Origin of the sequence: Marinobacter shunpengi, from assembly GCF_045449715.1 — a bacterium.
Taxonomy (GTDB): Bacteria; Pseudomonadota; Gammaproteobacteria; order Pseudomonadales; family Oleiphilaceae; genus Marinobacter.
The window spans coordinates 264,900-277,379 of the sequence record NZ_JBJJLA010000017.1; the positions used below are offsets into that span (position 1 = coordinate 264,900).

Annotated in this window: 7 protein-coding genes; 4 read left to right on the forward strand and 3 right to left on the reverse strand. The window is 60.4% G+C overall.

The annotated features are described in order from the left end of the window. Positions 1 to 350: 350 nt before the first annotated feature. Positions 351 to 1,454 (reverse strand): tRNA nucleotidyltransferase/poly(A) polymerase-related protein, encoded by a 1,104-nt coding sequence (locus ACJO3T_RS11830; RefSeq protein WP_406963825.1) that lies wholly within the window; start codon positions 1,452 to 1,454, stop codon positions 351 to 353. 270 nt (positions 1,455 to 1,724) lie between these two features. On the opposite strand from ACJO3T_RS11830, the gene ACJO3T_RS11835 reads away from it, so the two are divergent. Next, positions 1,725 to 2,261 (forward strand): LPP20 family lipoprotein, encoded by a 537-nt coding sequence (locus ACJO3T_RS11835; RefSeq protein WP_406963826.1) that lies wholly within the window; start codon positions 1,725 to 1,727, stop codon positions 2,259 to 2,261. 11 nt (positions 2,262 to 2,272) lie between these two features. Beyond that, on the forward strand, positions 2,273 to 3,475 hold the full coding sequence (locus ACJO3T_RS11840; RefSeq protein ID WP_406963827.1) for a flagellar assembly protein T N-terminal domain-containing protein: 1,203 nt from the start codon (positions 2,273 to 2,275) through the stop codon (positions 3,473 to 3,475). 164 nt (positions 3,476 to 3,639) lie between these two features. Here ACJO3T_RS11840 and lon read toward each other — a convergent pair whose 3' ends face one another. Beyond that, the gene (lon, locus tag ACJO3T_RS11845; RefSeq protein WP_406978644.1) at positions 3,640 to 6,084 is read right to left on the reverse strand and encodes an endopeptidase La; all 2,445 of its coding nucleotides are present in this window, start codon (positions 6,082 to 6,084) and stop codon (positions 3,640 to 3,642) included. A 197-nt stretch (positions 6,085 to 6,281) separates the two neighbouring features. On the opposite strand from lon, the gene ACJO3T_RS11850 reads away from it, so the two are divergent. Both ACJO3T_RS11850 and ACJO3T_RS11855 read left to right on the forward strand, forming a co-directional pair. Beyond that, positions 6,282 to 7,151: a tetratricopeptide repeat protein gene (locus ACJO3T_RS11850; RefSeq protein WP_406963828.1), complete on the forward strand. Its 870-nt coding sequence runs from the start codon at positions 6,282 to 6,284 to the stop codon at positions 7,149 to 7,151. A 403-nt stretch (positions 7,152 to 7,554) separates the two neighbouring features. Continuing rightward, positions 7,555 to 9,576, forward strand: a complete 2,022-nt coding sequence (locus tag ACJO3T_RS11855; RefSeq protein WP_406978565.1) for an LTA synthase family protein — start codon at positions 7,555 to 7,557, stop codon at positions 9,574 to 9,576. 20 nt (positions 9,577 to 9,596) lie between these two features. Here ACJO3T_RS11855 and uvrA read toward each other — a convergent pair whose 3' ends face one another. Further along, a complete protein-coding gene (gene uvrA / locus ACJO3T_RS11860; protein ID WP_406963830.1) occupies positions 9,597 to 12,416 on the reverse strand; it encodes an excinuclease ABC subunit UvrA in 2,820 nt (939 codons plus the stop codon). Positions 12,417 to 12,480: the final 64 nt, after the last annotated feature.

The following is a 12,480-nucleotide window of genomic DNA, read 5'->3' on the forward strand; positions in this document are numbered from 1 at the left end:
GGCAGGGGGCCTTTCTCCGCTGCAATTCACGGCCCGTCCATGGACCGACCTTGCACCGGACCATCCATGGTCCTGCTACGAAAGACCCCCTGCCGGATACCGGATCGAGTAATGTGCTATCCGCATTAAGGGAAGGTTGATTCTATCGAAATTCAGAGAGTGGGCATAATCAGACCGGGGCACCAAACACGAGACTTCCCGAATCTCGATGGAGGTGTTGGGGGATGGGCTTTTCGTAACAGCGTCAGGATGACGCGGAGCAAGGTCGGTCCAGGGATGGACCGTGAATTGCGGTGGAGAAAAGCCCATCACCCAACGCCTCACCCCCAAGCCCAGCCGGCAAAGAAAGCTCAACCGAAAAAACGACCAACGACCTGCAAACGCTCCCGACCAATAGCCTCACCAAGCTCCTTGCCCTTGAAACCCTGAGCCATCAAAGACCGGGCGTCCACAGAGCGGGCTCCCTCCAGGGCATCCTGAAACCGCCGCCGGGTGTCCGAATCCAGGCCATCTGGCAGGCAGGTCAATGTCGCCAGCAGTAAATCAAACCGCTCTGGCCGCCGCCAGGCATCGGCCTGGTTGAACAGGTCAAGCACAGACTCTGCGGTCAGGGTTCGCCCGAGAGCCAGCGGTGCCAGCGCCACCACCAACCGCGACAGGTCCCGACAGTCATTCGGGGTCTTCAGCGCCGCCGTCCGGTCTGTGACCTGGTCTACCGACAACCCATGCAGAAGCGCGGCACAGCGGCACTCCGTCGCCAGATCTCGATTGGCTGTGTTCGACAGTGCTGCCATGGCATTCCGGAACACCACGCCATCGTTCGCCAGTTCCGGTATCAGATAGTCCAGGGCACCGGCATCCCTGAGTACCTCGAAGAAGGTGGTCGGCGTCACCTCATGAAGCGCCCGCTGGATCTCCTGCCAGACTCTTTCCGGCACCAGGTGCTGCACCTCGCCGTCCGTAACCATCTGCCGCATCAGCGCCATGGTATCGTCCGCCACCTCGAAACCCAGGTGGTGGAATCGTGCCGCGAACCGGGCGGTCCTCAGGATGCGTAGCGGGTCCTCCGCGAAGGCCTCGGAGACATGGCGCAGGCGGTGGTTCTGGAGGTCTTCATGGCCGTGGAAAGGGTCCACCAGGGCACCATCCTCCGACATCGCCATGGCGTTGATGGTCAGGTCCCGGCGGCGCAGGTCGTCCTCCAGAGTGACATCCGGAGCACTGTAGACGGAGAAGCCATGGTAGCCTCGCCCCTGCTTGCGTTCGGTCCGGGCGAGGGCGTATTCCTCGTGGGTTTGCGGGTGCAGGAATACCGGAAAGTCGGCGCCCACCTGCCTGTAGCCCAGGAACAGCATGTCGTCCGGCGTGGCGCCCACCACCACCCAGTCCCGATCCTTGACCGGAATGTCCAGGAGCCTGTCTCTTACCGCACCACCAACCAGATAGATTTCCATGAACCGGGGGCCCGTTATCCAACCGCAAAGCCACGATTATGCGGATCCACCGCGTGTCAGGCAAAGTTGTGATCAATCTGGCTGCAAAGGCTGGTGGTACATCGGTGGTCATAGGGAGACAGGGAAGGGCGGCGAAGGTTTGCCGCCGGGGGTGCCTGGAAGAGTGGTCTGATCCTATAACTACTGTTAAAACAGTGCATTGGGATACATGGCCCGGATTTTTCATGGGAACATGCAGTGTTTTGCCCTGAATGACAACCGGAGTCGCCCATGAAGTCATCCTGTATTGCCCTGCTGTTAATCGTGGCGTTGTCCGGCTGCGCCAGTAACAGTCAGTATGAAGGGCAGTCGCAGAACGGTTCGGATAACTTCGAGCCGATCATCGTCCGTGTCAGCGGGTATGGCACCTATGAACACGTGGCCACCGATCGGCCCAACCCCCGCAAGCGCCTGATGGCCAGGCGGGCTTCGCAACTGGACGCCTATCGTAACCTGGCCGAGCGGGTCTACGGCACGGTGATCTATGGCAGCTCCACCGTCAGTGACTTTGTTGCCCACAGCGACATGTTCCGCACCTATGTGGACAGCTATCTTCGCGGTGCCAAGCTGGTGGATATTCAGGAACACGATGACGGCGTGATCGAAACCGTGATGGAACTGAAACTGGAGCGGCGCTTCCGGGAGTGTGTGTCCCGGGTCAGCGACCGCGATGTTTCAGGCTATTGCCCAGACCCCCTCCCCACCGGTGACGGGGCCACGGGCGATGTGGTCAGCAACGGCTCTGACTCCCTGTACTATCTGGATTGATGGCGATGTCCATGACACTGACGATCCGCACAATCACCCTGGCTGTGCTGCTGGGAATCAGCTTCGCCTCCGGTGCCGGGACCCTGGAAGGCACAGGTATTGCCACTATCCATGGTGGCGACCTGGACGCTGCCCGGGCGGAAGCCCGTGAGGCGGCCATCCGGGATGTAGCCCTTCAACAGGACGTTCGAGTCAGCAGTGAGGAGACGGTGCTCAATGGCCGGATTACCGACTCACAGTTGACCGTCTCATCCCGGGCGCAGATCAGTCATGTCGAGGTGGTGGATGAACGTCGGGTGGGTAACGCCCTTCGGGTGACCGTCCGCGCCCAGGTGTCAGACCGTGAGAACAGTTGCCAGGCGGGTAATGCATCCGGCCTTAAGAAGCGGGTGGCGGTGACCGGATTTACCCTCCAGCAACCGGAACAGGCGCGCCTGGGCGGCCTGGACGATGCCGGCCAGATGTTGCCGCAGTGGCTGCAGTCCGGATTACAGGCCCAGGGCAACCTGCAGGTGCTGAAAGCGTCCGGTACCCAGCTGTATCCGGATGTCATGAATGCTCCTACCAGCCAGCAGTTCGATAACCGGCTGACCAATGTGATCAACGTGTCCCGGGAACTGGGGGCGCAGTTCGTAGTGGCGGGTGTGATCCGGGATATCGGCGTGGAGGACCCCTCCGCCTGGAACACTTCGGTGCTGCACAGTATCGGTCGGGGCTTGGGTGCCACCAATACCGAGCGACGTTTTATCGCCGATATGATGATTTTCGACGGCTTCAGCGGTTCCCCGGTCTACCAGAAGCGCTTCCAGACTCGGGGGCGTTGGGATGCCGGCAAGGGCCAGTCCTCCGGTTTTGCTTCGGCGGGTTTCCTGGAAACCCCCTACGGTCAGGCGGTGGCGGACCTGGTGACGCAGATGCGCAATGATATCCAGGGCGCACTGGCCTGCCAGCCGTTTATGACCCGTATTACCCGGGTGGAAGGCACCAAGGTGACCCTCGCCTCCGGCGCCACGGCCGGTCTGCGTCCGGGTGATACCCTGGCGCTGTATCGCAGCTACTCCCATTTCGACAGCCCGGATGCCACGCCGGAACTGCTGGAAGCGGATATCGAAGTTACCCTGGATAATGTGTTCCCGGAATACGCCAATGGCGTGATTCCGCAGTACGGTGCGCTGGAGAATATCCAGCGCGGGGATATCGCGATTATCTGGTAGGTCGATCGAAGGCTGGCAATATAGCGGGGACGCCCCGGAGGTGGGGAGGCCTTTCGCCGCCGCAATTCACGGCCCATCCCTGGACCGACCTTGCTACCGGGCCATCCATGGCCCTGCTCTGAAAGGCCTCCCCACCCCCGGGGCTCGTGCTGGGCGCGACTGCTTTAGTGAACGCTTGCGCCCTTTTTGGGTTTGTTACCAAAGCACACCTGATACACATCGTTGTAGTGCCTGGCAAAGTGTACCGTCAGGCCTTCCCGCAGGTAGTCCGGCAACTCCTCGTAATCGCCACGGTTGGCTTCCGGCAATATCAGCGTGTTGATCTTCTGACGCCGGGCGGCGATCACTTTCTCGCGGATACCGCCCACGGGTAGCACCTGCCCCGTCAGGGTCAGCTCGCCGGTCATGGCGATGCCCTGTGCCGGGGTCTCCCGGCGGGCAATGGAGAGCAGTGCCGTGGCCATGGTGACCCCGGCACTGGGACCATCCTTAGGCGTGGCACCCTCGGGAACGTGCAGGTGCACGAAGGACTTGTCGAAGAAGGCCGGGTCCGCCTTTAGCCGTTTCAGGTTCGACGACACATAGCTGTAGGCGATGTCCGCGGACTCCTTCATCACGTCACCCAACTGGCCGGTCATACGGAAGCCCCGCTGGTTGGTGTGGATACGGGACGCCTCGATGCTCAGGGTGGCACCGCCCATCGCGGTCCAGGCCAGGCCGGTGACCACGCCGACGCCCTTCAGGGCTTTCTCCTTGCGGAAGGCCGGCTGGCCCAGGAAACCCTCCAGGTCGGAAACACCCACCTTCACCGGTTGGTCCGGATTTTCCAGCAGTCTGACGATGCCCTTGCGGATAATCTTGTGGAGCTGCTTTTCCAGGTTCCGCACGCCGGATTCCCGGGCGTAGCCCTCGATCACCTGACGCATGGCGGCATCGGTGATGTTGAGCTGTTTCTTCAGCAGTCCCGCCCGCTTGAGCAGCCGGGGCAACAGGTGGTGCTTGGCAATGGCCAGCTTTTCCTCGGTGATGTAACCGGACAGGCGGATGGTGTCCATCCGGTCCAGCAGCGGCCGGGGAATGGTGTCCAGCTGGTTGGCGGTGCAGATGAACAGCACCTTGGATAGGTCCAGGCGTACGTCCAGGTAATGGTCCAGGAAGTCCCGGTTCTGCTCCGGGTCCAGGGTTTCCAGCAGGGCCGAGGCCGGGTCGCCCTGGAACGAGGTGCCGATCTTGTCGATCTCGTCCAGCATGATCACCGGGTTGGACACCTTGGCGTCCTTCAGGGCCTGCACGAACTTGCCCGGCATGGCGCCGATGTAGGTGCGGCGGTGGCCCTTGATCTCGGCTTCGTCACGCATACCACCCAGGCTGAAACGGTAGAACTCCCGGCCCAGGGCTTCCGCCACCGAGCGGCCGATGGAGGTCTTGCCCACACCGGGCGGCCCTACCAGCAACAGGATAGAGCCGGAGATCTCCCCCTTGAAGGTGCCTTCCGCCAGGAATTCCACGATCCGGTCCTTCACGTCGGTCAGGCCGTCGTGGTCCCGGTCCAGCACCCTGCGGGCATGGCCCAGGTCAAAATGGTCTTGGGAGGTAATGCCCCAGGGCACCTGGGTGATCCAGTCCAGATAGTTGCGGGTGACGCCGTATTCCGGGGAGCCCTGTTCCAGCACCTGGAGCTTCTGGACTTCCTCGTCGAACCGGGACTGCACATCCTTGTTGGGTTCCAGTTTGTCCATGCGGGCCCGGAAGCGTTCGATATCGGCGGTCTTGTCGTCCTTGGCAACACCCAGCTCCCGCTGGATAACCTTGAGCTGTTCCCGCAGGAAAAATTCCCGCTGGTGCTTCTGCACCTTGTCGTTCACTTCCTCGTTGATCTCAGCCTGCAGGCGCGCCACCTCCTGTTCCTTGCGCATCAGCACCAGCACCTTCTCCATCCGGCGCAACAGCGGTACGGTGTTCAGCACATCCTGCAGATCACGTCCGGGGGCACTGGTCATGGAGGCGCCGAAGTCCGCCAGGGGTGAACTGTCGTCCGGCCCGAAGCGTGACAGATACTGCTTCACGTCCTCGCCATAGAGCGGATTGGAGCGCAGCAGTTCCTTGATGGCGCTGATAATGGCCAGGGTGTAGGCCTTCAGCTCGTCAGCCTGCTCCTCGGGCTCGTCCGGGTATTCCACTTCCACCAGGTAGGGTGGTTTGCGGCGCAACCACTGGGTAATGCGGAAACGGGTCAGACCCTGGGCAATGAACTGGACCTTGCCGCTTTCCTGCTGGGCGTGGTGAACGCGGACCGCGCAGCCGATGGTCTCCAGTTCCTCGCTCGCGGGAATGCTGCGCTCCGGGTCCGGATCCTCAACAAAGCAGATGCCCATCATGTGGTGTTCGGTATCGCCCACCCGCTTGAGGGTCTCGTGCCAGGGGTCCTGGTTGACCATCACCGGCTGCACCTGGGCGGGGAAGAAGGGCCGGTTGGACACCGGAATGACGTACATGCGGCGCGGGCGGGCCTCGCCAGGCAGAACCAGGCTGGTGCCGGTGTTCTCGTCGCGGCCAATGTATTCAGTGATGTCGTCTTCCGGTTGGTCGTGCTGCTGGTCGTCGGCCATTGTCTTCCTCATGTCCTCGCGAATGGGATTACCGGGCGACGGGCCCGGCCTGATCATGGGTCTCTCCTGCTATGTAGCGGCAAGGTATGGGAATTCAAGGTTGGCAATGGATGCGGCCTGGCTTGAATTCAGTACCAATGACACCATGTACAGGATAGTTTTCGTAACCACTTACCGGACCAGACAGGACTCTTGCCATGAGCAATTCGCCGTTTATCTTCGAAGCCACCATGGACAACTTCCAGGAGAAGGTCATGGACGCCTCTCAATCCACCCCGATCCTGGTGGATGTCTGGGCGGATTGGTGTGCGCCCTGCAAGCAGATCATGCCGATCCTGGAAAAGCTGGCGGACGAGTACAATGGCGGCTTCCTGCTGGCCAAGGTGAATGCCGATGAGCAGCAACAGCTTACCGCCAGCCTGGGGGTTCGCAGCCTGCCCACGGTGATCCTGGTGAAGAACGGCCAGGCGGTGGACGGTTTCAACAGCGCCCTGCCGGAAGGCGAGGTGCGCAAGCTCCTTGAGCAGCATGTGGAAAAGGCCGAGGAGCAGGAGGCGCCCTACGACAAGGCTCACCGGTTATGGGAAGAGGGCGACCTGGACGGCGCCCTGGCCATCTTCGGCCAGCTCAACCAGCAGAACCCGGACGACCTCAAGGTGCTGATCGACCTGGCCCAGATCAAGGCGGAGCAGGGCGACCTGGATACCGCCGAGCAGGTGCTGGAAAGCCTGCCGCCGGAAGAGAAGCTGCAGCCCAAGGCCAAGCAGTTGGCGGCCCGGCTGAATATCCTGCGCCAGGCCGGTGAACTGCCCCCCATCAAGGATCTGGAAATGGCCCTGGAGCAGGACCCGAAAGACCCGGACGCCCTGCACCAGCTATCCATGCAGTACGCCCTGAACGACCGCAATGCCGAGGCCATGGACCTGCTGATCCGCCTGATGCAGACCGATCCCCACTACAAGGACGGCATCGCCAAGACAACACTGGTGGAGCTGTTCGAGAAGTTGGGTAACAACAACCCGGATGTGCGGACTTATCGGCGAAAGCTGTATACCCTGATGCATTGAACACGCTTTGCCGTAGTCTTTTTGATCCTGGCCAATCCCCTCCTGCATGAGGAGGGCAGGCAGGTGGCGAGACGTCTTGAGCCAGAGTTGCGGGCGGCAGCCATGACTCACCTGCCTGCGAAAATATGTATGTGACAGCTACATGACCGTGGTGCTATAATAGCGACCTGCTAACCTTGACGCTCCTGACCCCCTCCGAATGCCCCGCGCTGTATACGCTGGTTGTTGTTCACCGGGAACTATCAGTCGCGTATCAGGATTCCGGTGCTCGGGCCTTTGAGCAATATGAACTCTTGATTCGTTGGATATCCATGATACCTCCGGAGATCCGTGGTGCTGATATACGTCTGGTGCGTTAGTGCAATAACGACCAGATATTACTTTTGTCAGGATCAGCCGTGCAATGAAGTACCAATCCCGCTTTCGTCAGCTATCCTTGCTGTTACTGCAGTTCTTTGTTTTCTCATTCAGTATTTTATTGATTTCCCGTTATCTGTTTTTTATCAGTGTGCAGGGCTCGCTGCCAGAGCAGGGCATTGGTGATGATATATGGCGGGCATTCTTTGTTGGTGGTCGTTTTGATGCCAAGGTAACGGCGATAGCCTACTCCCCTCTACTGCTCAGCGGTCTTATGGTTGCTGCCTTTCACCGGGCTTATCAGCGGTGGCTGAAGTTTGCGGTTGGTTATCACGTTGTGATTGCCAGTCTGTATGTGGTCGGCTGTATCTGTAACTATTATTACTATCAGACCTACGGCAGTTACGTGGATCTGTTTGTCTTCGGTTTATGGGAAGATGACTCTAAAGCTGTACTGATCAATATATGGCAGGATTATCCGGTTATCCGCGGCTTGTTGTTAGCGATGGCTGTTGGGCTACTGGCGTATCTGTCTTCCCGGTGGTTTTTGCGCGGTGCTTTGGGGCTTGTAAACCCAAGGGCATACTGGCATTGGGGTGTTACGTCCCTGGCGGTACTGTCGATGGTGCTGGTGACCTTTGTCGTGGCGCGTGGAACTTTGGATAGCCATCCGCTGAAGCGTTACCACGCGAGTGTCTCCCAATACAGGCCGCTGAATATGATCACGCCGAACGTGTTCATGGCACTGGATTGGGCCACCTCCGACTACAAGGAACAACGCCGGTTTGAGCCCGTCTCCGAAAACGAACTGACCGCGCAGATGGAAAAAATACTCGGTCAGCCAACCCCGGTTTATCACACCCCGAACAATGCCTATCTGGAGCAGCACCCTCCCCACGTTGTCATGGCAATGATGGAAGGCATGGGGATGAACATCATGGTGGAAGACCGTCTGCCGGAAAACGACCTGCTGGGCAGTCTCCGGCCACACCTGGAGCAAGGTTTCCTGTTCAGGCGTTTTATGGCGGGCACTTCGGGGACCATCGACAGTATCGTCATGACCCTGTTCCATAGTCCGGTGGCGACCATCAGTCACTCATCGGTTCAGAACAAGGCGCTGCGGGGCTCCGCGATTCTGCCCTATAAGCGGGCAGGGTACCGCGTGGCATTCCTGTATGGCGGTAACGGTATGTGGCGAAATCTGTCTAACTACCTGCCGGTACAGGGATTTGATCGCGTCTACGATGAGAACGACATTCTCGAGGTCTTTCCAGAGGCGGCGCAGTACTCCGGCACCTGGGGCGTGCCTGATGGTTACCTGTTTCGGTTCGCGAACAGGATTCTGGAAAGCGCGGAAGAACCGACCCTGCTGTTTATCATGACGGTGACCAATCACTCACCCTATAAAGTACCGGCTTATTACGACGCCAAGCCGGTAGCCGTCAGCAAACGCCTGTCTTCGTTGATGGGGTTTGAGGAGAAACAGGCGGAAGTGGTGCTTACTACCTACCAGTACGCCTCCGATGCTCTGGGGCAGTTTATTGATCGTATCAAGCGGTCGGAGCAACTGAAGGACAATACCGTAATAGCGGTGACTGGCGACCACCGTGTGCGTCACGTCAGTACCGAAGAGTCAACGGAATATGGCCTGGCGTACGCCGTGCCCTTTTACCTGAGCATACCGGAGCCGATCCTGAGCAATACAACGTACCGCTATGACCCCATGCGGATTGGCTCCCACCGCGATATGTTTCCGACCCTGTATCATTTCAGCCTGTCGGATCAGGACTACATTACTCTGGGTGGGGAAAACCTGCTTGCCACGGAGGGGGTCAGTAACATCGGTTATAATGCGGAACGCGTCATTAATCAGTATGGCGCGTTCAGTCGTGGGGCGGAATGGTATTACCCATGGGTAAAGGACAATCCGCTGTACAGCGGGCCAGAGCCGGAGGCGCAGGTGCCATTCAGCACCCGCTGGGCCGAGGAGTATCACCGCCTGCAGGATTACTATCTGCGTTCCCAGGTACTGCCGATGGCTCAGCAAGGACTCAGGGCTGCCCGGTAAACAGCCCTGGGCACCGGCTTTCAGCCAACCAGTGACTTCAGATACCGCCCGGTATGGGAACGCTTGTTGTGCGCCACGTCCTCGGGCGTCCCTTCGGCAATGATCTCACCACCACCGGAGCCACCTTCCGGCCCCAGGTCGATGATCCAGTCGGCGGTCTTGATGACATCCAGGTTGTGCTCGATTACCACCACCGTGTTGCCGTGGTCCCGTAGTCGCTGGAGGACCGTCAGTAGCTGCTGGATGTCGTAGAAGTGCAGGCCGGTGGTGGGCTCGTCGAGGATGTACAGGGTCTTGCCGGTGTCCCGTTTGGACAGTTCCCGTGACAGCTTGACCCGCTGGGCCTCGCCGCCGGACAGGGTGATGGCGCTCTGGCCCAGGCGGATGTAGGACAGGCCCACGTCCACCAGGGTCTGCAGCTTGCGGGCCAGGAATGGCACCGGGTCGAAGAATTCCCGGGCCTCCTCCACGGTCATTTCCAGCACCTCGTGGATGTTCTTGCCCTTGTAGCGCACCTCCAGGGTCTCGCGGTTGTAGCGTTTGCCCTTGCACACATCGCAGGGTACGTAGATATCCGGCAGGAAGTGCATTTCCACCTTGATCATGCCGTCGCCCTGGCAGGCCTCGCAGCGTCCCCCTTTCACATTGAAGCTGAAGCGGCCCGGCTTATAGCCCCGGCTGCGGGCTTCCTGGGTGCCGGCAAACAGCTCCCGCACCGGTGTGAAGATGCCGGTGTAGGTGGCTGGATTGGACCGGGGCGTGCGGCCGATGGGGCTCTGGTCAATGTCGATGACCTTGTCCAGGTTATCCAGGCCCTGGAGGGACTTGTAAGGCCCGTGGGTCAGGCTGGTGGCCTTGTTCAGTTTGGTAGCCGCCACAGGGTACAGGGTGCTGTTGATCAGGGTGGACTTGCCGGAGCCGGACACGCCGGTGATGCAGGTCATCACCCCCAGGGGCAGCTCCAGGGTCACATCCTTGAGGTTGTTGCCGCTGGCCCCGGTCAGGGTCAGGGTCTTGCCGTTGCCCTTGTTGCGGGTGGCGGGCACTGCGATTTCCCGGGTGCCCTTGAGGTACTGCCCGGTGAGGGAGTTGTCGTTGGCGATGATGTCGTCCGGTGTGCCCTGGGCCACCACATGGCCGCCATGAACGCCGGCACCGGGGCCCACATCCAGCACATGGTCGGCGGCGCGAATGGCATCCTCGTCGTGCTCCACCACAATGACGGTGTTCCCCAGGTCCCGCAGGTGGGTGAGGGTGGCCAGTAGCCGGTCATTGTCACGCTGGTGCAGGCCGATGGACGGCTCGTCGAGGATGTACATGACGCCCACCAGGCCGGCGCCAATCTGGCTGGCCAGGCGGATGCGCTGGGCCTCGCCGCCCGAAAGCGTGTCGGCGCTACGCTCCAGGGTCAGGTATTCCAGCCCCACATTGACCAGGAACTGGAGCCGTTGCCGTACTTCCTTGAGGATCTTCTCGGCGATCTCGCCCTTGGTGCCGGGCAGCGTCAGGTCATGGAAATAGCTGTGGGCATCCCCCACCGGCAGATGGGTGATGTCCGGCAGGTTGTGTTCATCAATGAAGACATGGCGGGCACCACGGCGCAGCCTTGAACCGCCACAGTCCTTGCAGGGCTGGGTGCTCAGGTGCCGGGCGAGCTCCTCGCGCATGCTCTGGGATTCGGTTTCCCGGTAGCGGCGCTCCAGGTTGGGCAGCACCCCTTCGAACGGGTGCTCCTTCTCCATGATATGGCCACGGGAGTTTACATAGCGGAAAGGGATTTCCTCCTTGCCGGAACCGTGCAGGACCACCGTCTGGAAGTCTTCAGGAAGATCCGCAAAAGGGGTATCCATATCGATGCCATAGTGCTCGGCCACGCTGGTGAGCATCTGGAAATAGTAGACCGCCCGACGGTCCCATCCCCGGATCGCGCCTGCTGCCAGGGTGGCACCGGGGTTGTACACCACTTTCTCGGGATCGAAGAACTGGCGCACGCCGAGGCCGTCGCAGGTGGGGCAGGCTCCGGCGGGGTTGTTAAAGGAGAAGATCTTCGGTTCCAGTTCGCTCAGGGAATAGCCGCACTGGGTACAGGCATAGCGGGCGGAGAAGGTAACGTCCTCCTGCTTGCTGTCCATGTCGGCCACCAGGGCGATGCCGTCTGCCAGTTCCAGGGCGGTCTCGAAGCTTTCCGCCAGGCGCTGCTCCAGCCCTTCTTTCACCCGGAAGCGGTCAACCACCACATCAATCGAGTGCTTCTTTTTCTTGTCCAGGGGCGGCACGTCGTCAATGTCGTAGACGTAGCCATCCACCCGCATGCGGATGAACCCCTGGCTGCGCATGGTGTCGATGACCTGCAGGTGTTCGCCCTTGCGATCGCGGATCACTGGCGCCACGATCATCAGTTTGCTGCCCTCCGGCATGGCCAGCACCTGGTCCACCATCTGGCTGACGGTCTGGGCCTCCAGCGGCTGGCCGTGGTCCGGGCACCGGGGTTCGCCGGCGCGGGCGAACAGCAGGCGCAGATAGTCGTAGATCTCGGTGATAGTGCCCACGGTGGAGCGGGGGTTGTGGGAGGTGGACTTCTGCTCAATGGAGATGGCCGGAGACAACCCCTCGATGTGGTCCACGTCCGGCTTCTCCATCATCGACAGGAACTGCCGCGCATAGGTGGAGAGAGATTCCACGTACCGACGCTGGCCTTCCGCGTAGAGGGTGTCGAATGCCAGGGAGGACTTGCCCGACCCGGACAGCCCGGTGATCACGATCAGCTTGTCCCGGGGTAGCTCAACATCGATGTTCTTCAGGTTATGCGTGCGTGCGCCTTTGACCTGGATGGACTCCATAATGCTCCTCTGGCGATTCGATTCTCAGCAAGGGAATACGCCAGTATACCGGCTTCAGGTCTCT

Coding starts and splice junctions, on each gene's coding strand:
- ACJO3T_RS11835 (WP_406963826.1), top strand. CDS start 1,725: ATGAAGTCATCCTGTATTGCCCTGCTGTTAATCGTGGCGTTGTCCGGC.
- lon (WP_406978644.1), bottom strand. CDS start 6,084: ATGGCCGACGACCAGCAGCACGACCAACCGGAAGACGACATCACTGAA.
- ACJO3T_RS11850 (WP_406963828.1), top strand. CDS start 6,282: ATGAGCAATTCGCCGTTTATCTTCGAAGCCACCATGGACAACTTCCAG.
- ACJO3T_RS11855 (WP_406978565.1), top strand. CDS start 7,555: ATGAAGTACCAATCCCGCTTTCGTCAGCTATCCTTGCTGTTACTGCAG.
- ACJO3T_RS11830 (WP_406963825.1), bottom strand. CDS start 1,454: ATGGAAATCTATCTGGTTGGTGGTGCGGTAAGAGACAGGCTCCTGGAC.
- ACJO3T_RS11840 (WP_406963827.1), top strand. CDS start 2,273: ATGACACTGACGATCCGCACAATCACCCTGGCTGTGCTGCTGGGAATC.
- uvrA (WP_406963830.1), bottom strand. CDS start 12,416: ATGGAGTCCATCCAGGTCAAAGGCGCACGCACGCATAACCTGAAGAAC.